A 23,153-nucleotide genomic window follows, 5' to 3' on the forward strand; every position below is an offset into this window, starting at 1 on the left:
GCCAGAGTTTCAATTCATTTGCACCTTGTCAGCCAAACGGCAATCGGCTGGGCTCGATACGCTTGCACGGTTCGGGTTCGGTGATTTCGGGGAAGCGGGCTTGCCCCGCGATAAGCCCCACCCCACAATGGCAGGCCTTACTCGCGTCAACCCGCAGGAACCTGCATGAAACTCGACAAACCCACCGCCATCGCTCGCCGTAACGAGGCGCTGGCCAAACCGGTACTCACCAGTGCCAACACCCTGTTCGCCATTCTCGACACCAAGCGCAACCTGTGGTGGTTCGAAGTGCCGGTTGCACTGCTGCGCAAGGGCCAGCCCGACTGGGTCAACCTGCTGCTGCACACCCCCGAGAACGACGGGCTGCAGCACCTCAAGGTGCCCACCAACTTCCTCAAGGCTCATCAGGAGCAGATGGAAGTGCGCAATCCCGGCAAACGCCGTTCGACCATCAGCCTGGCCCTGAGCGCCGACCGCGACTCACTGCTGCGCGACACCCGACCGGGTGGCGAGCAGCTGGACTTCAGCACCTTCGTGCAGGGCTGATCAAGCCCGCTCGATGCGATCGTCATGGATGACGATCCGGCCCTGCTTGAACAACGCGCCGATGGCTTTCTTGAAGTTGCCCTTGCTCACGTTGAACATCTGGCTGATCAGCGCCGGGTCGCTCTTGTCGCACACCGGCAGCACACCACCGTTGGCCTCGAGGCGCTGCATGATCTGTTCGTGCAGGCTGTCGGCCAAGGCCTGGCCCACCGGCTGCAGGCTCAGGGCGATCTTGCCGTCGGCGCGCACTTCCTTGATGAAGCCCTTCTCGTGCATGCCCGAACGCAGGAACTTGAACACCTCGTTCTTGTGGATCAGGCCCCAATGGCGGTTGTTGATGATTGCCTTGAAGCCCATCGGCGTCTCGCCGGCCACCAGCAGCTCGACCGGCTGGCCGACGCTGTAGTCCACCGGGGTGCGATCCAGGTAACGGTCCAGCTTGGCGGTGGCGGTAATACGCCGGGTGCGCTTGTCCAGGTAGGCATGGACCACGCAGTAGTCGCCGATCTTCAGTTGCCGCGACTCTTCCGAGTAGGGCATCAGCAGGTCCTTGGACAGGCCCCAGTCGAGGAAGATGCCAGCGCCGTTGATGTCCTTGACCTTGAGGCTGGCAAACTCGCCCACCTGCATTTTCGGCTTTTCGGTGGTGGCGATCAGCTGGTCTTCGCTGTCCAGGTAGATGAACACGTTGAGCCAATCGTCCAGCTCCAGCTCGGCATCCTTGGGGAAGTAGCGCCGCGGCAGGAGGATTTCGCCATCGGCGCCGCCGTCAAGGTACAGGCCGAACTCCACGTGTTTCACGATTTGCAAACTGTTGTAACGCCCAAGCAGAGCCATTTCCGAAGATCCTCAAGACAAGGCGACTATTCTAACACCTGACCCGCCCGGCCGCCCGAGCGCACATTCGCCGGAACCGTCGAGCTAACCGTGCGTCTACCGCCTGGCCAGCCCAGCAAGGATTCGCTCATGCCCCTTCGCCTGCCCAAAGCCCTGCTCATGCTAATCGGCTTCGCCCTGGCACTGACGGCCTGCAGCCGCATCGACCTGGCCTACCGCAACCTTGATCGCCTGGTGCCGTGGTCGCTGGGCGACTACCTGGACATGAACCGCGAGCAGAAGCAGTTGCTCGACGAACGGCTCAAGGCGCACCTGGCCTGGCACTGCAAGACCCAACTGCCCGGCTACCTCGACTGGCTCGACCGGGTGCAACTGATGGTCGCCAACGACGCGGTCACCGATGAAAACCTGCGCCAACGCACGGTCGAGGCACGCCAGGCCATCGGCCGGGTCACCGAAGCGATAACCCCCTCTGCCGCGGAACTGCTCAAGGGCATGAATGACAGCCAGGTAGCGGAAATGCGCGAGGCTTTTCGCAAGGACATCGACAAACGCCAGAAGGAGTACGTCGACACACCATTGGCCAAGCAGGTCGAAAACCGTGCCGCACGCATGCGCAAGCGCCTCGAGCCCTGGCTGGGCGAGCTAGATGCCGAGCAACGGCTGCGGGTGATGAGCTGGTCACAGGCCCTGGGTGACCAGAATCGCCAGTGGATCGCCAACCGCGCCCACTGGCAGCAGCAACTGGTGCTGGCGATGGACCAGCGCGCCAGCCCAAGCTTCGAGCCCAGGTTGGCGCAGTTGCTGCAGCGCAAGGAAAGCCTGTGGACACCGGAGTACCGCCAGGCATTCCAGAACACCGAGCGCCAGGCACGCAGCCTGCTGGTGGATCTGCTGAAACAGAGCAGCCCGGCCCAGCGGCAATTTCTACAGCAGCGGCTGAGCAAGGTGCGTTCGGACTTCAGCGAACTCAAGTGCCTCAGAGGCTGAAAACCTGAGGCCTAACGCCCTTTGCGCCGATAAGGGAACACATCGATCACCTTCCCCGCCCGGATCGCCTCCTGCAGGCCTTTCCAGTAATCGGCGTCGTACAGCTCGCCATGCAGGCGGCTGAACAAGCGGCGCTGGCCGATATCGGCGAAAAGGAATGGCGGAAACTCCTCGGGGAACACGTCATGCGGCCCGATCGAGTACCACGGCTCGCCGGACATCTCATCCTCCGGATAACGCGGCGGCGGGATATGGCGGAAGTTGACCTCGGTGAGGTAGCTGATCTCGTCGTAGTCGTAGAACACCACCCGGCCATGGCGGGTGACGCCGAAGTTCTTCAGCAGCATGTCGCCGGGGAATATGTTCGCCGCCGCCAATTGCTTGATCGCCAGCCCATAGTCTTCCAGCGCCTCCAGCACCTGGGCTTCGCTGGCCTGTTCGAGGTACAGGTTGAGCGGGGTCATGCGCCGTTCGGTCCAGCAGTGGCGGATCAGCACCGTGTCGCCCTCAAGCGCCACGGTGGAGGGCGCCACCTCAAGCAGTTCCGCCAGGCAATCGGGGTCGAACTTGCCCTGGGGAAAGCGAAAATCGGCGAACTCCTGGGTATCGGCCATGCGCCCGACTCGGTCGACGCTTTTTACCAGGCGGTATTTCTCGATCACCGTGGCCCGGTCGACAGTCTTCGACGGCGAGAAGCGGTCCTTGATGATCTTGAACACAGTGTTGAAGCCCGGCAGGGTGAACACGCTCATGACCATGCCGCGCACGCCCGGGGCCATGACAAAGCGGTCGTCGCTGTTGGCCAGGTGGTTGATCAGCGCCCGATAGAATTCCGACTTGCCATGCTTGTAGAACCCGATCGAGGTGTACAGCTCGGCGATGTGCTTGCCCGGCAGGATGCGCTTGAGGAAGTTGACGAACTCCGCCGGCACCGGCACATCGACCATGAAATACGAACGGGTGAAGGAGAAGATGATCGACACCTCCGCCTCGTCGGTGATCAGCGCATCGGCCTCGATGCCATGTCCCTCGCGGTGCAGCAGCGGGATCACCAGTGGCCACTGCTCGTCGGGGGTGTACAGGCGGCCGACCAGATAGGCGCCCTTGTTGCGGTAGAGCACCGGGGTGAACAGCTCCACGGCCAAGGCCGGATCCTTGCAGACCCAGTCGGGCAGGCATTCGCGCAATTGATCCTCCAGGCGCGCGATATCGCCTTCCCGGTCGCCATACGGCACGTCGAACGCATAATCGGCGAAGATCGCTCGCAACAAGCCTTTGAGACCGTCCTGCAGCGTATAGGTACGCGTCTGCGCCGCCCGCTCATGGCCGCGCATCGACGGCCGGGTGGTGTGGATGAACATGCAGCCGTCGCTGATCAGGTCATGGCTGAACAGGCTGCAGAACAACGAGTTGTACCAGGTCTCGGACAGCTCGTCGTCCAACCGGGGGTCGATCAGGCGGATGTAGGCGTTCTTGACCAGCGGCCATTGCTCGACGTCCAGCAGCACCTTGGTATCGAAGCGCTGGCGCAACCAGCCGTTGACCTCGGCGACCTTCTCTTCATACAGGTTGATGCGCGCCGCGGCGGCGTGCTGGATGTCCTGCCAGCGCGCCTGTTCGAAGCGCTCGCGGGCGCCGAGGGTGATACGGCGAAAGTGCTCGCGGTAGTCGTCGAAGCCATCGAGGATCATCCGGGCGATATCGACGGCGGGCCAGGCTGGGGTCATGCGCGTGCCTCTATGCAATGGTCACCGAGAGAGCTTAGTCGGATACGAGCCCTATGGGAGCCGGCTTGCCGGCGATGAAGCCCGTGAGGCGACCCCGGATTCACACAGCAAGAAAGCACAAGAATCCCCCACTCGCCCTGACGTACACTCGCGCCCTGCCCTACCGCCGGAGACCACCGTGAGCCCCATCGCCCTCGCCCGCCTGCTGACCCTTGCCGCTGTCTGGGGCGCCAGCTTCCTGTTCATGCGCATCATTGCCCCCGAGCTGGGCACCGTGCCGACCGCCTTCTTCCGCGTGTCGATCGCCTGCATGGGGCTGATCGCCATCCTCGCCGCCGCCCGCGTGCGCTGGAACTTCGAGGGCAAGCTTGGCGCCTGCCTGGTGCTGGGCATGATCAACTCGGGCATTCCGGCCACCTTCTATTCCGTGGCGGCGCAGGTGCTGCCGGCCGGCTATTCGGCGATCTTCAACGCCACCACGCCGCTGATGGGCGTGCTGATCGGCGCCTTGTTCTTCCGCGAAGCCATGACCCTGCCCAAGCTCTGCGGGATCTTCCTCGGGCTGTTCGGTGTCGGCATCCTCAGCGGTGCCGGCCCAGTGGCGCTGGACATGGCCCTGGTGCAAGGCGCACTGGCCTGCCTGGCCGCCACCACCTGCTACGGCTTCGCGGGCTTCCTGGCAAGGCGCTGGGTCGGCACGCTGGACAGCCGTCTGTCGGCGCTGGGCAGCATGCTCGGCGCCACCTTGCTGCTCAGCCCGCTGTTCGCCTGGAGCGCGCTGACCCAGCCACCGGCCAGCTGGGGCGGCTGGCAGGTATGGCTGTCGCTCCTGGGCCTGGGGCTACTGTGCACGGCGTTCGCCTACATCCTGTACTTCCGCCTGCTGAACGAAATCGGGCCGGTCAAGGCCAGTACCGTGACCTTCCTGATCCCAGTGTTCGGCGTACTGTGGGGCGCGTGGCTGCTGGATGAGCCGCTGTCGATGGCGCACTTGTATGGCGGTCTGCTGATCGGTGCGGCGCTGTGGTTGGTGCTGCGCCCGGCACGGCACTGAAAAAAGGGGAGCGGGCTTGCCCCGCTCCCACCGCTCGTTGACTCAGGCCTCGGCTGTGCGCAACGCAGGCTTACGGAACACGAACAGCAAGCCGATCACGATCAGCCCCATCCCCAGCAGGCTGAGGGGCGCCAGGCGGTTGCCGAAGATGATGAAATCCATCACCGCCGTGACCGCCGGCACCAGGTAGAACAGGCTGGTGACATTGACCAGGTTGCCCCTTGCGATCAGCCGGTACAGCAGCAGCGTGGCCAGCAACGAGACCACCAGCCCCATCCATAGCAGCGCACCGAGGAAACTGGCGTTCCACTGGACATGCAGCGGCTGCAACGGCGCGAACACTGCGCACATTGCGAAGCCCGCCAAGTATTGCAAGGGCAAAGTGCCCATGGGGTTGTCAGTAATGCGTTTCTGCAGGATCGAGCCCAAGGTCATGCTGCCCAGCGCCAGCAGGGCAAACAGCATCCCGGCGAGGGACACCCCACCCAGGTTGATGCCCTGGTAGACCACCATCACCAGACCGCCAAGACCAAGCCCCAGGCCGAACAATCGGCTCCAGGACCGCTGACGCTCCATCAGCACCACGGTCAGGATCGGTTGCACGCCCATGACCGTGGCCATGACGCCAGGCGTGACATGGGTGTTCAGCGCCAGCAGGTAGAAGATCTGGTAGGCGCCGAGCAACACGCAGCCGGTCCCCAGGGCGCGAACAATGCCGCCCCGGGTACGTGGCCAACGCAATCCGAGCAACGGACCGATCAACAGCAGACCGAACAGCGCCAAGGCCGAACGCAGCAGCAGGAAGGCGAAGGGGCTGGCCTCGGCCAGGCCAAGCTTGGAGACGATCGCCCCGCTGCTCCACAGCAGGACGAACAGGCTGGTCGTGGCCGCCGAGGCCACGGAAGCTTTGTTGAGAACAAACATGTATTGCCACCTGTATACGGGCAAATGAGCCGTACGGAGGGCCTATCGCGACTTGCGGGGATAGCCGACCGTGTTCAGTAGGTTGCGAGTGCGGTGGGGAGCGGCCAGCGGCCGGTCAGCCCAGCACCACGACTGCGCAAGGAGGCGGAGCTACGCCGCCTACCACGCCACTGACAGGTGGTGGAGAGAGACTGATCATGGCCGGCTGCTGGCTGCCACGCACGACCACGCCCGCGACAGGCGCGAGAACGTCAGTTGTGGTGGAAGGGATGGCTGGCATGATCGGGTCTTCAGAGAAGAATGTGTTTCGGAATATAGCGGGGGAATCATCGCGGGGCAAGCCCGCTCCCACGAGGAGCGAGCCCGGCCCACGCGAATCAGAACAGCCAGCGATACAGGGCGTAGGCGACGACAACCGCCAGCACCGGTCGCAGCACGCGGTAGGCCTTGGGGTTGGCACGCTTGAACTGCTTGACCCGGGTGCTGATGACATTGCTGAAGCGCTTGCTCCAGGCATAGGCCTGGTTGATCCCGCCGACACGCTCGTCATCGGTGTTCTGCGGCGCGGTGGCACGGCCGAGGAAGGCACTGACCTTGCGGTTGATGCGGGTCATCAGCGGGCTGTTGAGCGGACGCTCGACGTCGCAGAACAGGATCACGCGGGTGACCTCGGTCTCGTTCTTGACCCAGTGCACGAAGGTCTCGTCGAACATTACGTCCTCGCCGTCGCGCCAGGCGTAGGGCTGGCCATCAACGTAGATGCGGCAGTTGTCGGAGTTCGGCGTGGACAGCCCGAGGTGATAGCGCAGGGAGCCGGCGAACGGGTCGCGGTGCGGGTTCAGGTGGCTGCCACCGGGCAACAGGGCGAACATCGCGCCCTTGACGTTGGGGATGCCGCTGACCAGCTCGACGGTCTTCGGGCACAGCGCTTCGGCCGAAGGCAGCGGTTTGTCGTACCACTTCAGGTAAAAGCGCTTCCAGCCCTTCTTGAAGAACGAACCGAAGCCGGCGTCATTGTCTTTTTCCGCCGCGCGGATGTAACCCTCGTCGAACAGGCGCATGGCCTCTTCGCGGATTACCTCCCAGTTGTCCTTGAGCACATCCAGCTCGGGGAAGCGCTGGCGGTCCAGGTACGGCTTGGAAGGTACGCCGGAAAACAGGTACATCAGGCTGTTGTAGGGGGCGAACAGCGCCGAATGGTTGACGAACTGGCGCAGCACCGGCAGGCGTGCCTTGCCGCGCAGGTGCACAAACAGCACACTGCCGAAGAACACCAGCAGGACACCGGCCTTGGCGACGAAGGAAAAGGTCATGCAACACTCCTTGGAGGGGAAATCAGGCCATCCCCAGATAGCCGGACATCATAAACCCATCAGGAGCGGCTGCAAGCCAGAAGCTGCAAGCGGCAAGCTCAAGCTGATCCGCGTCAATACGGCCATGCCTTCGACTTGCGGCTTGCAGCGTGTCGCTTACTGCTGGTTCTCCTGCTCGGTGAACAGATCACTGAACAGCATGCTCGACAGGTAACGCTCGCCCGAGTCCGGCAGGATCACCACGATGGTCTTGCCCTGCATCTCCGGCTTTTCGGCCAGACGCACCGCCGCTGCCATCGCCGCGCCGCACGAGATGCCGCAGAGGATGCCCTCCTCCTGCATCAGGCGGATGGCCATGGCCTTGGACTCTTCCTCGGTCACCGTCTCGACCTGGTCGACGATCGACAGGTCGAGGTTCTTCGGCACGAAGCCGGCACCGATGCCCTGGATCTTGTGCGGGGTGGGCTTGAGCTCCTCACCGGCCAGGGTCTGGCTGATCAGCGGCGAGTTCACCGGTTCCACCGCCACCGACAGGATCGGCTTGCCCTGGGTGTGCTTGATGTAGCGCGACACGCCGGTAATGGTGCCACCGGTGCCGACGCCAGCAACCAGCACGTCGACCGCACCATCGGTGTCGTTCCAGATTTCCGGGCCGGTGGTCTTCTCGTGGATGGCCGGGTTGGCCGGGTTGTCGAACTGGCCCGGCAGGAAGTGCTGCGCAGGGTCGGAGGCGACGATCTCATTGGCCTTCTCGATGGCGCCCTTCATGCCCTTGGCCTTGTCGGTCAGCACCAGCTCGGCGCCCAGCGCTTTGAGTACCTTGCGCCGCTCCAGGCTCATCGAGTCGGGCATGGTCAGCACCAGCTTGTAGCCACGGGCGGCGGCGACGAAGGCCAGGCCGATGCCGGTGTTGCCCGAGGTGGGCTCGACGATGGTCATGCCTGGCTTGAGCTTGCCGCTGTCCTCGGCGTCCCAGATCATGCTCGCGCCGATCCGGCACTTCACCGAGTAGCCTGGGTTGCGTCCTTCGGTCTTGGCCAGGATGGTCACGCCGCGCGGGGCAATACGGTTGATCTGCACCAGCGGCGTGTTGCCGATGGAATGGGCGTTGTCGGCGTAGATACGGCTCATGGCGGCGGTCCTTGAACAGGAAAAAAGTGCAGGGAAAACCCTGAGGGTAAGCCTGCAATCGGTGAGCGTAAAGCCCGTTCGAACTCGACGAAACGGCCTGCGGTCAACCGCACATGCTCCCGTGGAGAAACCTGATGAAAGCGCGCTACCGCTGGCCACTGGTCGGCTTCGTCAGCCTGGTCGCACTGCTGGTGGCCCTGCACCTGGCCTTGCCTTACCTGGTGCGTGACTACCTCAACGACAAGCTGGCAGACATGGGCGACTACCGCGGTCAGGTCCGCGACGTCGACCTGGCGTGGTGGCGTGGCGCCTACCAGATCAATGGCCTGAAGATCGTCAAGGTCAGCGGCAAGGTGCCGGTGCCGCTGCTCGAAGCGCCGCTGATCGACCTGTCGGTGAGCTGGCACTCGCTGTGGTACGACCGCGCAGTGGTCGCCGAAGTGACCTTCGTACGCCCCGAACTCAATTTCGTCGACGGCGGCAACGAACAGAACTCTCAGACCGGCCAAGGCACCGACTGGCGCCAGCAACTGGAAAAACTGCTGCCGATCACCCTGAACGACGTGCGCATCGAACAAGGCACCCTCACCTTCCGCAACTTCAATTCCAGCCCGCCAGTGGACCTCAAGGCCACCCGGCTGGACGCAAGCATCCGCAACCTGACCAACGTGCGCGACGAAAAGGGCCGACGCGACGCCAGCTTCGAAGGAACGGCGCTGCTGCTGGGCGATGCCAAGGTGGAAAGCCGCGCCACGTTCGACCCTTTCAGCGACTTCGACGACTTCCGGTTCCGCCTGCGCGCCACCGGCATGGAACTGCGTCGGCTGAACGACTTCGCCAGTGCCTACGGCAAGTTCGACTTCAACGCCGGGCATGGCGATGTGGTAATCGAGGCCGAAGCCGAGAACGGCCGGCTCAAGGGCTACATCAAGCCGCTGTTGCGCGATGTCGATGTGTTCAATTGGCAGCAGGACGTGGAAGACAAGGACAAGGGCTTCTTGCGCTCGATATGGGAAGCCGTCGTGGGCGCCACCGAGACCGTGCTCAAGAACCAGCCGAAAAACCAGTTCGCCACCCGCGTGGAACTCAGCGGCAGCGTGCACCAGCAGGACATCAGCGCCTTCGAGGCGTTCCTGCAGATCCTGCGCAACGGTTTCATCCAGGCGTTCAACGCACGCTACGAGCAGCCCGCGCCCAAATCCGACTGAGCCCTGGGTGACGGACCATTCAGGGACTGAATACCCGGTCTGCGTTTTCACGCGTCGGGCGTGGCGTTATAGTCGCTGGCACATCAATAAACATGTATTGCCTGGGCCGGCCCTATCGCCGGCAAGCCGGCTCCCACAGGGAGCGGGTCTGCCCGCAATGACGCCAGCCAGCCACCCAGAGGATCGGTTAATGAAGTTCGAAGGCACCCGCGACTACGTCGCCACAGATGACCTCAAGCTGGCGGTCAACGCGGCCATCACCCTGGAGCGCCCGTTGCTGGTCAAGGGCGAGCCGGGCACCGGCAAGACCATGCTCGCCGAACAGCTGGCCGCCTCCTTCGGCGCACGCCTGATCACCTGGCACATCAAGTCGACCACCAAGGCCCACCAGGGCCTGTACGAATACGACGCGGTCAGCCGCCTGCGCGACTCGCAGCTGGGCGTGGACAAGGTCCACGATGTGCGCAACTACCTGAAAAAAGGCAAGCTGTGGGAGGCCTTCGAAGCCGACGAGCGGGTGATCCTGCTGATTGACGAAATCGACAAGGCCGACATCGAGTTCCCCAACGACCTGCTGCAGGAACTCGACAAGATGGAGTTCTACGTCTACGAAATCGACGAGACCATCAAGGCCAAGCAGCGCCCGATCATCATCATCACCTCCAACAACGAAAAGGAGCTGCCTGACGCCTTCCTGCGCCGCTGCTTCTTCCACTACATTGCCTTCCCCGACCGTGCCACCCTGCAGCAGATCGTCGACGTGCACTACCCCAACATCAGCCAGTCACTGGTCAGCGAGGCGCTGGACGTGTTCTTCGACGTGCGCAAGGTGCCGGGCCTGAAGAAAAAGCCCTCCACCTCCGAGCTGGTCGACTGGCTCAAGCTGCTGATGGCCGACAATATCGGCGAGGCGGTACTGCGCGAGCGCGACCCGACCAAGGCCATCCCGCCGTTGGCCGGGGCCCTGGTGAAGAACGAACAGGACGTGACGCTGCTCGAGCGCCTGGCCTTCATGAGCCGGCGCGGCAACCGCTGACGGGAGCCGGGCCATGTTGCTCAACCTGTTCAATGAAATGCGCGCGGCCAAGGTGCCGGTGTCGGTGCGCGAGTTGCTCGACCTGCACCATGCCTTGCAAAAAGGTGTGGTGTTCGCCGACATGGACGCCTTCTACTATCTGGCCCGCGCCATCCTGGTGAAGGACGAACGGCACTTCGACAAGTTCGACCGTGCCTTCGCCGCCTACTTCAAGGGCCTGGAAAACCTCGACCGGCATATCGAAGCGTTGATCCCCGACGAGTGGCTGCGCAAGGAGTTCGAGCGCTCGCTCACCGACGAGGAACGGGCGCAGATCCAATCCCTGGGCGGGCTGGACAAGCTGATCGAAGAATTCAAGAAGCGCCTCGAGGAGCAGAAGGAACGCCATGCCGGCGGCAACAAATGGATCGGCACCGGTGGTACCAGCCCGTTCGGCTCGGGCGGTTTCAACCCCGAGGGCATCCGCGTCGGCGAGGCCGGCAAGCGCCAGGGCAAGGCGGTGAAGGTCTGGGACCAGCGCGAATACAAGAACCTCGACGATCAGGTCGAGCTGGGCACGCGCAACATCAAGCTGGCCCTTCGCCGGCTGCGCAAGTTCGCCCGCGAAGGTGCCGCCGAGGAGCTGGACATCGACGGTACCATCGATCACACCGCCCGTGACGCCGGCCTGCTGAACATCCAGATGCGCCCCGAACGGCGCAACACGGTGAAGCTGCTGTTGCTGTTCGACATAGGCGGCTCGATGGACGCCCACATCAAGGTGTGCGAGGAGCTGTTCTCGGCCTGCAAGACCGAGTTCAAGCACCTTGAGTACTACTACTTCCACAACTTCGTCTACGAGTCGGTGTGGAAGAACAACCTGCGCCGCACCTCGGAGCGCTTCTCCACCTTCGACCTGCTGCACAAGTACGGCGACGACTACAAAGTGATCTTCGTCGGCGACGCGGCCATGGCACCCTACGAGATCACCCAGCCAGGCGGCAGCGTCGAGCACTGGAACGAAGAGGCCGGGTACGTGTGGATGCAGCGCTTCATGGAGAAATTCAGGAAGATCATCTGGATCAACCCGTATCCAAAACAGGCCTGGGACTATACCGCCTCGACCCACCTGGTGCGGGACTTGATCGAGGACAAGATGTATCCGTTGACGTTGCAGGGGTTGGAAGACGGGATGCGTTACCTGTCCAAGTAATCTATTGACCGAACTGGCCTCATCGCGGGGCAAGCCCGCTCCCACGCCAGCCCTGCAAATGCGCGAGTGGCGCGGGCTTGCCCCGCGATGAGGCCGGCAGACTCAACCCCAGCAGCGCAAGCATGCCTGCTGCTCGCGCCACGCCTCGTCCTGCACCACCGCCCTGAAGCGTATCGTCGCCCCCGGCATGCACTGCGCCAATTGCGCCAGCGCCAACGGCGTCAACGCACCCAGCCGTGGATACCCACCGATGGTCTGCCGGTCATTGAGCAGCACGATCGGCTGCCCGTCCGGCGGCACCTGCACGGCGCCAAGTGGGATCCCTTCGGAAATCATCGGCGCGCCCTGGTACATCAACTGCGGCCCAAGCAGTCGGATGCCCATGCGGTCGGCACGGCTGTCCAGCGTCCAGTCACGGTTGAACGCCTCGAACAGGCTGGTGCCGCTGAAATCGCCTATCTGCGCCCCCATCACCAGGTCCAGTACAGGCTTGTCCGCATATACCGGCCGCAACGTTTCGGGAACGTGGGAGCGGCGGTTCGGCGCCCCGACTTGCCCCGCGATGGCGCCGGCAGCATGCAGTACCTCCCCTTTCACCAACGCCCGGCCCTGGCCGTCAACCCCGCCCAGCTCTTCCCGAACCACCGTGGAGCAACTGCCCAGCACCGCCTCGCCCTGAAACCCGCCAGGCGCGGCCAGATAAGCACGTACCCCTTGGCGAGGCTGACGCAGCGTCAGCTGCTGGCCCTTGCCGAGGTTGAATCTGGTCCAGGGAGCCACAGCCTGCCCGTCGACCTGCGCATCCAGGTCGGCCCCGGCCAACGCCAGCATGCAATCTTCCTCGGCAACCACACTGAACCCGCCGAGGGCGATTTCCACCACGGCGCTGTCCAGAGCATTGCCCAGCAACCAGTTGGCCCAGCGCATCGCCACCCAATCCAGCGCGCCGCCCTGGGTCACCCCCAGATGCCGGACGCCAAAGCGCCCACCATCCTGCAATTGGCACAGCGCGGTGCTGGCCTCGATCCTCAACTGGCTCATGCCTGGGCCTCCTGCGGGCTGTCATCACCGCCCAGGTTGATGAACTCGGCGTGCCCGACCGACACGAAACGTACCCGGTCGCCCGGTTGCAGCAGGCTGTAGCCCTCGCGCTCGCGGTCGAACAGACGCACCGGCGTCCGGCCGATCAGGTTCCAGCCGCCCGGCGACACCGCCGGATACGCGGCGGTCTGGCGTTCGGCAATTCCGACGCTGCCCGCTGCCACACGCTTGCGCGGAGTACTCAGGCGCGGTGTGGCCAGGCGCTCGTCGACCAGCCCCATGAAGCCGAAGCCCGGGGCGAACCCCAGCGCGAACACCGGGTAATCTCGGCCACAGTGCACGTCGATCACTTCGGCTTCGCTCAGCCCGCTTCGCGCAGCCAGCACCGGCAACTCGGGACCGACGCTGGCGTGGTACCACACCGGGATCTCGTGCCTGCGCCCGGCCTTTCCATCATCCGGCCGCAGGCCCTCCAGTGCGTGCAGGATGCGTCGGCGCGCTTCGCCCGGCGCCAGGTCGAACTGCACCATCAGCGTGGTGTAGGACGGCACCAGGTCGATCAACTGTTGGCCAAAGACGTCCCGCAAGCGCTGGCTGGCGGCTAGGATCCACGGCATGTTGCCTTCATCGATGGCATCGAACAGCCGCACCATCAGGCTGTCGACGGCCACCACTTCGATACGTGGGGTCATGCCTGCTCCAGCGCGTCGAGTGCCTGGCGGATCTGGCGTACCGCGGCCACGGAACCATCGTTGTCGCCATGCACGCACAGGGTGCTGGCGTTCAACCGTACCTCGCTGCCATCGTCGGCCACCAGGGCCTCGCCCTTGGCCAGGCGCAAGGCCTGCTCGACCACCAGCGCCGGGTCATGGTGCACCGCGTCCGGCAGGCGCCGCGACATCAGGTGCCCGCTGGCGGTGTAGCCACGGTCGGCGAAGGCTTCGAACCACAACTGCACGCCGATCTCGTCGCCCAGGGCCTGAGCGGCGCTGTCGTCGGCGGTGGCCATGAGCATCAGCGGCAAGCCGCTGTCGAATGCCGCCACGGCCTCGAGCACGGTGCGCAGGATGGCCGGGTTGGCCATCATGTCGTTGTACAGCGCGCCATGGGGCTTGACGTAGGCCACCCGGCCACCGAGCACTTTGCAGATGCCGTCCAGGGCGCCGATCTGGTAGTGCAGCAGGTCGCGGATCTCGTCGCTGCTGCAGGCCATGGAGCGGCGACCGAAGCCCGCCAGGTCCGGGTAGGCCGGGTGCGCGCCGATGGCCACCCGGTGCTCCAGCGCCAGGGCCACGGTGCGGCGCATGGTGCCAGGGTCGCCGGCATGGTAGCCGCAGGCGATGTTGGCGCAGTCGATGAAAGGCATGACCTTGGCATCCTGGCCCATGCGCCAGTTGCCGAAGCTCTCGCCCATGTCGCAATTGAGTAGCAGGCGTTTCACCTGGCGGACCTCCGTATCAATGTTCATGGTGCCTACCTTAGCGCGCCTGGAGCGCTTTGCCGCGGGTTTCCGGCAGGCTCAGCGCAGCCAGGATCACCACACCGTAGGACACCGCGGCGAAGGCGCCAATCCCCAGGCCCAACGGCACTTTCTCGCCGAGCAGGCCGATCAGCAGCGGGAACATGGCGGCGATGACCTTGCCGATGTTGTAGCAGAAGCCCTGCCCCGAGCCACGGATGCGGGTGGGGAACAGCTCGGTGAGGAACGAACCCATGCCGCTGAAGATACCCGAGGCAAAGAAGCCCAGCGGGAAGCCCAGCCACAGCATCACGTTGTCGCTGACTGGCAGCTGTGTGTAGAGCAGGACGATGACGAACGAGCCCACGGCGAACAGGATGAAGTTCTTCCGGCGCCCCAGCAGGTCGCAGAGGTAGGCACTGACCACATAGCCGATGTAGGAGCCGACGATGACCATCGCCAGGTAACCGCCGGTACCGAGCACGCTCAGGCCGCGCTCGTTCTTGAGGAAGGTCGGCAGCCACGAGGTGATGGCGTAGTAGCCGCCCAGGGCACCAGTGGTGAGCAGCGACGCGCGGATCGTGGTCCACAACATGCCGGGGGCGAAGATCTCGTAGAAATGCGAAGGCGCCGCGACCGTCTCGGCGGCCTTGGCCTCGCGGTAGACGTCCGGGTCCTTGACCAGGCGCCGCACGAAGATCACGAAGATCGCCGGCAGCAACCCGAGCAGGAACAGCGCGCGCCAGGCCTGCTCGGCCGGCAGCCAGGAGAACAGCAGCGCGTAGAGGATGGCGGTCAGGCCCCAGCCGATGGCCCAGCCCGACTGCACCATGCCCACCGCCTTGCCGCGGTCCTGGGCACGGATCACCTCGCCGATCAGCACCGCGCCGGCGGTCCATTCGCCACCGAATCCGAAGCCCATCAGGGTACGGGCGATCAACAGCTGCTCATAGCTCTGGGCGAAACCGCAGAGGAAGGTGAAAAATGCGAACCACAGCACCGTCAGTTGCAGGGTGCGCACCCGCCCGATGCGATCAGAGAGGATGCCGGCGATCCAGCCGCCCAGGGCCGAGGCGATCAGCGTGCTGGTATGGATCAACCCGGCCTCGGCGGTGCTGATGCCCCACAGCATGATCAGCGTGGGGATGACGAAGCTCAGCATCTGGGTGTCCATGCCGTCCAGGCCGTAGCCGATCTTGCAGCTCCAGAAGGTGCGTCGTTGCTGGGAATCGATGTCGCGGTACCAGGCGAAAGGGCCGCTCGAGGTTCGGGCGGGGGCCTGCTGCTGCACGCCGGTCGGGTTCATGGTTGCCTCGGCTTGTTGGTATTGTTCTATGGGCGACGTCGGGCGTCGCGGCCTGGGCAACATGTTCAGAGGCCGCGCCCGGCACGTCCAATGAGAAAATCCGCCGGTCTGGAACAAGAAAAACTGATCATGAACCTTCGTTTCCTCGAAACCTTCGTCTGGGTCGCCCGGCTCAAGAGTTTCCGCCTCACCGCCGAGAAGCTGTTCACCACCCAGGCCTCGGTGTCCAGCCGCATCGCCGCGCTGGAGGCCGACCTGGGCGTAAAACTGCTGTTGCGCGATTCGCGCGGGGTCAGCCTGACACCCGAGGGCGCCAAAGTGCTGGAATATGCCGAACGCATGCTCGACACCGCCAAGGCCATGAAGCAGTCGCTGGACAGCGACCGGGCCAAGACCGGGCGCATTCGCCTGGGGGTCATGGACACGGTCATCCATACCTGGATGAGCGCGCTGGTGGCGGAGCTGGGCGAGCGCTACCCGCAGGTGGAGATCGAGCTGGTGGCCGATACCGCGCTGAACCTGCGCGAGCAGTTGCAGAAGGGCTTTCTCGACGTGATTCTGCAGACCGACCTGCTGCGCGAACAGTCGATCCGCAGCCAGGACCTGGCGCGCTACCCGATGGGCTGGATCGTCGCCGCCGGCTCCCCGCACCACCGCACCTACGCCTCGTTGGCGGAGCTGGCCCGCGAACGCATCGTCACCTTCTCGAAAAATTCACGACCGCACCAGGAAGTGCTCAGCCTTTTACAGGCAGCCGGGGCCGAGGCGCCACGCCTGAACTGCGTGAACTCGGTGGCGGCAATCACCCGCCTGCTGCGCGACGGTTTCGGCATCGGCGCGCTGCCACCGGCACTGGTGGATGGCGAACTGAGCCGGGGCGAGCTGGTGTTGCTGGACGGATTGCAGCCACCACCAAGCCTGGAGCTGGTGGTGGCCTGGCAGACCGGCGTGGCGTTGGTGGACGAGATCGTCGACGTGTGCCGGCAAGTGCTGGAGCGCTACGCGCGGGATGTGGGCGGGCAGCGGATCGTGCTGGTCTGAAGGTCGCCTTTACCGACGATCAGAGCAGCAACAGCATCACCGCCAGCTTTCCTTCACCACCTTGCGCCGCCCACCGAGGATCACCCAGCCAATCACCAGCAACAGGCTCTCGACCACGAACGCCAGCACGAACCCGCTGCCGATCCCCCAGCCGATCGCCTCGGGCACCAGCAGGATCTGGTAGCTGTAGCCCTTGAGCGTCTCTTCGCGCAGCGTCGGCTCCGGCTGCACCAGCACATGCCAGGTGCGGCTCACCCACGAGCCTTGCAGGGCCTGCCACTCATGCTCCAGCGCCTGGTTGCGGATCAGCAGGCTTTCGATGCTGTTGGCATCGCTGTTGAAAACCGGATCGTCGCTGCTGCGGTAATGCCGCACCAGCGCCTGCAGGTCGCCGTTGAAGAAGCGCTGCGCGGTCTGGCGGAAGCCGTCCAGCGCCTGGCGCGACTCGAGCAGGTGCGCCTCGACGCGCTGGCTGTAGTCCTTGACCAGCCCCGGCACCTGGAGACCGGCCAGCAGGCCGAAGGTGAACAACAGCAAACGCAGGTAACTTCTGAACATGCAGCTTCCTTAGCTCTGGCCGTGGGCGACGCACTCGCCGTGGCGCCACAGCCCCCACTGACCCGGCTCGTAGCGGTTCCAGGTCTCGTTCTCGGTCAAGGCCTCGGTGGCGATCACCGTAACCACGTCGTTGGGGGTGGTTTGCGTGTGGAAGTCGACGATCAGGTCGACATCCTTCAGCCGCGCCGCACCGAACGGTGCGCGGCGGGTGATGTGCACCAGTTTGGTCGAGCAGAAGCAGAACAGCCAGTCGCCGTCGCTGAGCAAGCAGTTAAATACGCCCTTGCCGCGGTACTCGGCGCAAGCCTCGACCAGCACCGGCAGCAACTGCTCGGCTTCCACCGGCTCGGGGAAGGCCTCGCGGATACGATTGAGCAGGTCGCAGAAGGCGGCCTCGCTGTCGGTGTCGCCAATTGGTCGGTAGAACGTGCGCTGTGCGGCGAAATCACCCAACTGGCCGTTGTGCGCGAAGCACCAGTTGCGGCCCCACAGCTCGCGCACGAACGGGTGGGTGTTGGACAGGCAGACCTTGCCGACGTTGGCCTGGCGGATATGGCCGATGACCACTTCGCTCTTGATCGGGTAGCGCTGCACCAGGTTGGCCACTTCCGACTCGCTGCTCGCCGCCGGGTCCTGGAACAGGCGCAGGCCGCGCCCCTCGTAGAAACCGATGCCCCAGCCATCGCGGTGCGGGCCGGTGCGCCCGCCGCGCTGCATCAGGCCGGTGAAGCTGAAGACGATATCGGTGGGGACGTTGGCGCTCATGCCCAGCAGTTCGCACATGTTCGCGGCTCCTGGCTTACAGACGGGGTTCGACGCGGCCCTGCCCGGGGCCGGAGCGGCGCACGGAGGCCGGTGGCGGATCGTCGCGGTAGCGGTCGTGACGATTGGCGGCCAGGGACGCATCGGCCACGACCTCCTCCTCTTCCTTGGCCTGGCGCTGGGCGGCGGCCTCACGCTGGGCGCGGCGTTCGCGGGCACGCTTTTCCAGCGGCCAGCGGATCAGCACGAAGACAAAGTACAGGGCAAAGGCGATCATCCCGTACATGGCAAGGTCCGAGGCTGCACGCCAGGCGTTGTTGCCGACCTTGAAGGCAAGGTCCAGCGCGGTGATGGCGATGGCCGGAGCGAAGCTTTCCTTGACCGGGTCGACGATGGTCGGGGCGAACAGCAGCACGGCGATGATCACCCGCAGCGGCTCGCGCAGCCAGCGCCACATCCAGCCGGTCAGCTTGAAACCCACCAGCAGGCAGCCCAGGGCGGCAACGGCGTACAGGCCCCAGGCCAGCGTATAGTCGTGTTCGGTCATGGTGTTGGTGCAAGCCAGGCAAAGAGACGCCTATGATAAACACTTTTACCGGCGCAGGCTGCCCCCGCACCGCATGCGACCCGCAGTGGCCCCTCGCGAGGGGCCCATCATCGATGAGATCACCCATGCCCCTGACCCTTCCCGCCCCTATCGCCCATCAAGCCGACGGCAACGACCCCTACGCCTGGCTGCAGGACCGCGACACGCCCGAGGTGCTGGCCTACCTGGCCGAGGAAAACGCCTACCAGGAAGCCTGCCTGGCCGGCCAGGCGCCGCTGCGTGAGCAACTGTTCGAAGAGATCAAGAGCCGCATCCTCGAGACCGACCTGTCGCTGCCATCGCCCTGGGGTCCGTACCTCTACTACACCCGCACCACCGCCGGCGACGAGTACCCGCGCCACTACCGCTGTCCGCGCCCGGCCGACGACAGCAATACGGTCGATGAAAGCCGCGAGGAACTGCTGCTCGACCCAAATGCGCTGGCGAACGGCGGTTTCCTCTCCCTCGGCGCCTTCAGCATCAGCCCCGACCATCGCCTGCTGGCCTACAGCCTGGATACCAGCGGCGACGAGGTCTACACCCTGTACGTCAAGGACCTGGCCAGCGGCGCGCTGAGCGCCCTGCCCTTCGACGACTGCGACGGCAGCATGACCTGGGCCAACGACAGCCAGACGCTGTTCTTCGCCGAGCTGGACGACACCCACCGCCCCTGGCGCCTGCGCCGCCACACCCTGGGCGAGGCCGCGGCCACCACCGTATTCGAAGAACCCGACGGGCGTTTCTTCCTGCACTGCTACCGCGCCAGCTCCGAACGCCAACTGGTGCTGCTGCTCAACAGCAAGACCACCAGCGAAGCCTGGGTGCTCGATGCGGCCACGCCGCACGCCGACTTCACCTGCCTGGCGCCACGGGTCGAAGGCCATGAGTACTTCCCCGACCATGGCCAGCTCGACGGTCAATGGCGCTGGTTCATCCGCAGCAACCAGGACGGTATCAACTTCGCCCTGTTCCATGCGCCGGCAGACAGCGTGCCGGCCCGCGCGCAATGGCAGGTGCTGGTGCCGCACCGCGACGACATCATGCTAGAAGGCGTCAGCCTCAATGCCTCGGCGCTGTCCCTGAGCCTGCGCGAAGGCGGCCTGCCGATCATCGAAGTGCGCCCGCAAGGCCTGCCGGCCTACCGCGTCGAACTGCCGGACGCCGCCTACAGCCTCTACGTGCAGGACAGCCTGGAATTCGCCAGCTCGCGCATCCGCCTGCGCTACGAAGCCCTCAACCGCCCGGCCCAGGTGCGCCAGCTGGAGCTGGCCACAGGCGCCCAGCAGGTGCTCAAGCAGACCCCGGTGCTCGGCGCGTTCGACGCCGACGACTACATCAGCCAGCGCCTGTGGGCGGTGGCCAAGGACGGCACCCGGGTACCGATCAGCCTGGTGCGCCGTCGCGCCGACGAAGGCAAGACGGTGCCGCTCTACCTTTACGGCTATGGTGCCTACGGCGAGAGCCTCGACCCGTGGTTCTCCCATGCCCGCCTGAGCCTGCTGGAGCGTGGCGTGGCCTTCGCCATCGCCCATGTGCGCGGTGGCGGCGAGCTGGGTGAAGCCTGGTACCGGGCCGGCAAGCAGGAACACAAGCACAACAGCTTCGATGACTTCATCGCCTGCGCCGAACACCTGGTCGCCGAAGGCGTGACCAGCCGCGAACGCCTGGCGATCAGCGGCGGCAGTGCCGGCGGCCTGCTGATGGGCGCGGTGCTCAACCTGCGCCCCGAGCTGTTCCGCTGCGCCATCGCCGAAGTGCCGTTCGTCGATGTGCTCAACACCATGCTCGACCCCGAGCTGCCGCTGACCGTTACCGAGTACGACGAATGGGGCAACCCGCAAGACCCCGAGGTGTATGCGCGGATCAAGGCCTACGCGCCGTACGAGAACGTCAGGGCCCAGGCCTACCCGGCCATGCTGGTGATCGCCGGCTACAACGACAGCCGAGTGCAGTACTGGGAGGCGGCCAAGTGGGTGGCGCGCCTGCGCACGCGCAAGACCGACGCCAACCTGCTGCTGCTCAAGACCGAGATGGGCGCCGGCCACGGCGGCATGAGCGGCCGCTACCAGGGGCTGCGCGACGTGGCGTTGGAGTATGCGTTCGTCTTCAATGAGCTGGGCGTGGCGTAAAACGCGAATTTCGTTGTCTCACAAGCGCCACGGCCACAGATTGTGCGCACGCGGCGCTTTCCAGACATGCGAAGAAGAACGACACATGCCCGACACCCAGCACCTGAACGCCGAAATCCGCGACATGCTCATGGACTGCGGTCTGTTCGACACCCTGCAGCCCAGCGATTTCGTCACCGCCGCCGGCTATTTCAGCCTCACCGCCGTGAACGAAGGCCAGATCCTGTTCAGCGAAGGCGACGCCGGTACCTTCATGTGCATCCTCCACCGTGGCGTGGTCTCGGTGCGCAAGACCGACGGCAACGGCACCGAGGTAGAAATCGCCACCCTGCGCAAGGGCCGAGCCTTCGGCGAGATGGCCGTGCTCGACGGCGAGCGCCGCTCGGCCACCTGTGTGGCCGCCAGCGACTGCCAGTTGCTGACCCTGGGCAAGGATTCGCTGGAGAAGATGCTCGCCGACGCGCCGCGCATTGCCGCCCGCATCATTCGCGCCCTGGCCGTGGCGCTTTCACGGCGCCTGCGGATGCAGGATGGCCAGCGCCTGGCACAGCAGATCTAGGCTCTGTACGAAAAGTCTTGAGACGCAGGTCAGGCAAGGCGAAAACAGCCGAGCAAGCGCAGTGTACTGGAGTACATGAGCATTCCGAGGCTGTTTTCAACGCAGCATGAACAAGTATCAAGGCTTTTCGTACAGAGCCTAATCGCGCTTGGGCGGCGGTTTTGGCGAATCCTGGTTCAAACCCGGCAACGGTTGGTCCTTCGGCGGCCCCGGCACCGGCATGGGCGGCAGCAGCGGCGCGCCGGGCCGGTTGGCTCCGGCCTTGGGCGGCGTGCTCGGGGTGATCTGCGGGTAGGGTGTCGGCGTCGGCGTCCCCGGGGCCCCCGGGACGGTCGTGAGCGGCCGCTGCTGACCTGCAGCGTCGGCCAACGGCACTGCGCCAAGCAACAATGCAGCGAGGATCGCATGCAACATCTGCAGCCTCCTGTCAGAAACCTTCCTACAGGCTATGCCCAATGGCGCATTTTTGCCTGTCCGCCCGCCCGACTGGCGCGCTAGACTCAAGGACATAACCGTCATTGCCCTGATTAGAAAAAAGGTAACACCATGAGTTCCACCTCCGACGCCACCGCCCGCCTCGACCGTATCCTCGCCGACGCCAAGCGCGACAAGGAAATGGGCTATCGCGACAAGGCGCTGAAAATGTACCCCCACGTCTGCGGCCGCTGCACCCGCGAGTTCTCCGGCAAACGCCTGTCGGAACTGACCGTGCATCACCGCGACCACAACCACGACAACAACCCCCAGGACGGCTCCAACTGGGAACTGCTGTGCCTGTACTGCCACGACAACGAGCACGCCCGCTACACCGACCAGCAGTATTTCAGCGAAGGTTCGCTGAGCACACCGAAAGTCGCCGTGGCCACCCACAACCCGTTCGCCGGCCTTGCCGCGCTGATGAAGAAGGACTGACCGTCGATTCCCGCCCCCGCCGTGTCGGCAAGCCCGTATAATCGCGCTCTTTTTTTGCGAAGGGCCCCGACACGTGGCGAACAAACGGTACAGCTGCATCGGCCTGTTCAACCCCAAATCGGCCGAGAACGTCGGCTCGGTGATGCGCGCGGCAGGCTGTTATGGCGTCAACTCGGTGTTCTACACCGGCAAGCGCTATGAGCGCGCCCGCGATTTCGTCACCGATACCAAGCGGGTGCACTACGACATCCCGCTGATCGGCATCGACGACCTGCAACGCATCATTCCGTTGGGCTGCACGCCGGTGGCGGTGGAGCTGGTGGACGGTGCGCGCGCCCTGCCCGAATACACCCACCCGGACCGGGCGATCTATATCTTCGGGCCTGAGGATGGCTCGTTGAGCGAGGACGTACGTGGTTGGTGCGAAGAGACTATCTATATTCCGACCCAGGGTTGCATGAACCTCGCGGCGACGGTCAACGTGGTGCTGTATGACCGCATGGCCAAGGGGCTCAATACCCGCTCGGGGCCGAAATTCAAGTAGGCCGGTCCGGCCCCTTCGCCGGCAAGGCCGGCTCCTACAGGCGCCATGCGCGCTCCTGCACCACCTGGAACTGCTCGGTTGCCGTTGCCGTTGCCGTTGCCGTTGCCGTTGCCGTTGCCGTTGCCGTTGCCGTTGCCGTTGCCGTTGCCGTTGCCGTTGCCGATCAGAAGTCTACCCCCGAAGCCCGCGAGCGACAGCTGCGCCAGCCCAGGCGCCGCCCGTAACTTCGCGACTTCAGGAGGCCGAACGCAGGTCTTGCGGAGGGAGGTGACGGGCATGGATGCCCGTCAAGCGCTGC

Annotated in this window: 24 protein-coding genes; 11 read left to right on the top strand and 13 right to left on the bottom strand. The window is 64.7% G+C overall.

Annotated features, from left to right (window positions below):
- Positions 1-165 precede the first annotated feature (165 nt).
- Positions 166-546 (top strand): hypothetical protein, encoded by a 381-nt coding sequence (locus BMY03_RS01180; RefSeq protein ID WP_023629534.1) that lies wholly within the window; start codon positions 166-168, stop codon positions 544-546.
- Here the strand turns inward: BMY03_RS01180 and BMY03_RS01185 are convergent, their stop codons facing one another.
- Positions 547-1,383 (bottom strand): CvfB family protein, encoded by an 837-nt coding sequence (locus BMY03_RS01185; protein ID WP_023629535.1) that lies wholly within the window; start codon positions 1,381-1,383, stop codon positions 547-549.
- Positions 1,384-1,512: 129 nt separating this feature from the next.
- Between BMY03_RS01185 and BMY03_RS01190 the strand changes: the two genes are divergently transcribed.
- On the top strand, positions 1,513-2,373 hold the full coding sequence (locus tag BMY03_RS01190) for a DUF6279 family lipoprotein (RefSeq protein ID WP_023629536.1): 861 nt from the start codon (positions 1,513-1,515) through the stop codon (positions 2,371-2,373).
- Positions 2,374-2,384: 11 nt separating this feature from the next.
- On the opposite strand, the gene aceK is transcribed toward BMY03_RS01190, so the two are convergent.
- The gene (aceK, locus tag BMY03_RS01195) at positions 2,385-4,100 is read right to left on the bottom strand and encodes a bifunctional isocitrate dehydrogenase kinase/phosphatase (RefSeq protein WP_094010038.1); all 1,716 of its coding nucleotides are present in this window, start codon (positions 4,098-4,100) and stop codon (positions 2,385-2,387) included.
- A gap of 178 nt (positions 4,101-4,278) precedes the next feature.
- On the opposite strand from aceK, the gene BMY03_RS01200 reads away from it, so the two are divergent.
- Entirely contained in the window at positions 4,279-5,154 is an 876-nt protein-coding gene (locus BMY03_RS01200) for a DMT family transporter (RefSeq protein ID WP_094010039.1), read from the top strand.
- Positions 5,155-5,196: 42 nt separating this feature from the next.
- Here BMY03_RS01200 and BMY03_RS01205 read toward each other — a convergent pair whose 3' ends face one another.
- From BMY03_RS01205 to cysK, 3 genes are all read right to left on the bottom strand, one after another.
- Positions 5,197-6,078, bottom strand: coding sequence for a DMT family transporter (locus BMY03_RS01205; RefSeq protein WP_023629928.1), 882 nt, complete (start codon positions 6,076-6,078; stop codon positions 5,197-5,199).
- Positions 6,079-6,455: 377 nt separating this feature from the next.
- Entirely contained in the window at positions 6,456-7,391 is a 936-nt protein-coding gene (locus BMY03_RS01210) for an aspartyl/asparaginyl beta-hydroxylase domain-containing protein (RefSeq protein WP_011535083.1), read from the bottom strand.
- Between the two features lie 156 nt (positions 7,392-7,547).
- A complete protein-coding gene (cysK, locus tag BMY03_RS01215; protein WP_094010040.1) occupies positions 7,548-8,522 on the bottom strand; it encodes a cysteine synthase A in 975 nt (324 codons plus the stop codon).
- Positions 8,523-8,656: 134 nt separating this feature from the next.
- Here cysK and BMY03_RS01220 point away from each other — a divergent pair, with 134 nt between their 5' ends.
- From BMY03_RS01220 to BMY03_RS01230, 3 genes are all read left to right on the top strand, one after another.
- Complete coding sequence (locus BMY03_RS01220) at positions 8,657-9,730, top strand: DUF748 domain-containing protein (protein ID WP_094010041.1); 1,074 nt, start codon at positions 8,657-8,659, stop codon at positions 9,728-9,730.
- 190 nt (positions 9,731-9,920) lie between these two features.
- Complete coding sequence (locus tag BMY03_RS01225) at positions 9,921-10,766, top strand: AAA family ATPase (RefSeq protein WP_023629931.1); 846 nt, start codon at positions 9,921-9,923, stop codon at positions 10,764-10,766.
- Positions 10,767-10,779: 13 nt separating this feature from the next.
- Positions 10,780-11,958, top strand: coding sequence for a vWA domain-containing protein (locus BMY03_RS01230; RefSeq protein WP_023629932.1), 1,179 nt, complete (start codon positions 10,780-10,782; stop codon positions 11,956-11,958).
- A 102-nt stretch (positions 11,959-12,060) separates the two neighbouring features.
- Here the strand turns inward: BMY03_RS01230 and BMY03_RS01235 are convergent, their stop codons facing one another.
- From BMY03_RS01235 to BMY03_RS01250, 4 genes are read right to left on the bottom strand one after another with little or no spacing between them, the layout of a single operon-like run.
- Entirely contained in the window at positions 12,061-12,999 is a 939-nt protein-coding gene (locus BMY03_RS01235; protein WP_094010042.1) for a 5-oxoprolinase subunit C family protein, read from the bottom strand.
- Positions 12,996-13,691, bottom strand: coding sequence for a 5-oxoprolinase subunit PxpB (gene pxpB / locus BMY03_RS01240; RefSeq protein WP_094010043.1), 696 nt, complete (start codon positions 13,689-13,691; stop codon positions 12,996-12,998). The genes BMY03_RS01235 and pxpB overlap by 4 nt, the downstream gene beginning before the upstream one ends.
- Positions 13,688-14,467, bottom strand: a complete 780-nt coding sequence (locus BMY03_RS01245) for a 5-oxoprolinase subunit PxpA (RefSeq protein WP_038705612.1) — start codon at positions 14,465-14,467, stop codon at positions 13,688-13,690. The genes pxpB and BMY03_RS01245 overlap by 4 nt, the downstream gene beginning before the upstream one ends.
- Positions 14,468-14,477: 10 nt before the next feature.
- On the bottom strand, positions 14,478-15,764 hold the full coding sequence (locus BMY03_RS01250; RefSeq protein WP_094010044.1) for an MFS transporter: 1,287 nt from the start codon (positions 15,762-15,764) through the stop codon (positions 14,478-14,480).
- A 129-nt stretch (positions 15,765-15,893) separates the two neighbouring features.
- Between BMY03_RS01250 and BMY03_RS01255 the strand changes: the two genes are divergently transcribed.
- Positions 15,894-16,805 (top strand): LysR family transcriptional regulator, encoded by a 912-nt coding sequence (locus BMY03_RS01255; protein ID WP_046856677.1) that lies wholly within the window; start codon positions 15,894-15,896, stop codon positions 16,803-16,805.
- A 36-nt stretch (positions 16,806-16,841) separates the two neighbouring features.
- On the opposite strand, the gene BMY03_RS01260 is transcribed toward BMY03_RS01255, so the two are convergent.
- The 3 genes from BMY03_RS01260 to BMY03_RS01270 are packed head-to-tail and all read right to left on the bottom strand — an operon-like array spanning position 16,842 to position 18,672.
- On the bottom strand, positions 16,842-17,363 hold the full coding sequence (locus BMY03_RS01260) for a DUF2937 family protein (protein ID WP_023632562.1): 522 nt from the start codon (positions 17,361-17,363) through the stop codon (positions 16,842-16,844).
- A gap of 9 nt (positions 17,364-17,372) precedes the next feature.
- Positions 17,373-18,146: a class II glutamine amidotransferase gene (locus tag BMY03_RS01265; protein ID WP_094010045.1), complete on the bottom strand. Its 774-nt coding sequence runs from the start codon at positions 18,144-18,146 to the stop codon at positions 17,373-17,375.
- Between the two features lie 16 nt (positions 18,147-18,162).
- Positions 18,163-18,672: an MFS transporter gene (locus BMY03_RS01270; RefSeq protein WP_094010046.1), complete on the bottom strand. Its 510-nt coding sequence runs from the start codon at positions 18,670-18,672 to the stop codon at positions 18,163-18,165.
- Positions 18,673-18,797: 125 nt separating this feature from the next.
- Here BMY03_RS01270 and BMY03_RS01275 point away from each other — a divergent pair, with 125 nt between their 5' ends.
- Positions 18,798-20,840, top strand: coding sequence for a S9 family peptidase (locus tag BMY03_RS01275; protein ID WP_094010047.1), 2,043 nt, complete (start codon positions 18,798-18,800; stop codon positions 20,838-20,840).
- A gap of 85 nt (positions 20,841-20,925) precedes the next feature.
- Positions 20,926-21,399, top strand: a complete 474-nt coding sequence (locus BMY03_RS01280; RefSeq protein WP_038705606.1) for a cyclic nucleotide-binding domain-containing protein — start codon at positions 20,926-20,928, stop codon at positions 21,397-21,399.
- A 138-nt stretch (positions 21,400-21,537) separates the two neighbouring features.
- Here the strand turns inward: BMY03_RS01280 and BMY03_RS01285 are convergent, their stop codons facing one another.
- Positions 21,538-21,813 (bottom strand): hypothetical protein, encoded by a 276-nt coding sequence (locus BMY03_RS01285; RefSeq protein WP_038705605.1) that lies wholly within the window; start codon positions 21,811-21,813, stop codon positions 21,538-21,540.
- Between the two features lie 132 nt (positions 21,814-21,945).
- On the opposite strand from BMY03_RS01285, the gene BMY03_RS01290 reads away from it, so the two are divergent.
- Both BMY03_RS01290 and BMY03_RS01295 read left to right on the top strand, forming a co-directional pair.
- Positions 21,946-22,311: a YajD family HNH nuclease gene (locus BMY03_RS01290; RefSeq protein ID WP_023632486.1), complete on the top strand. Its 366-nt coding sequence runs from the start codon at positions 21,946-21,948 to the stop codon at positions 22,309-22,311.
- A 73-nt stretch (positions 22,312-22,384) separates the two neighbouring features.
- A complete protein-coding gene (locus BMY03_RS01295) occupies positions 22,385-22,855 on the top strand; it encodes an RNA methyltransferase (RefSeq protein ID WP_023632487.1) in 471 nt (156 codons plus the stop codon).
- The last annotated feature ends 298 nt before the right edge of the window (positions 22,856-23,153 follow it).

Origin of the sequence: Pseudomonas soli (assembly GCF_900110655.1) — a bacterium.
Taxonomy (GTDB): Bacteria; Pseudomonadota; Gammaproteobacteria; order Pseudomonadales; family Pseudomonadaceae; genus Aquipseudomonas; species Aquipseudomonas soli.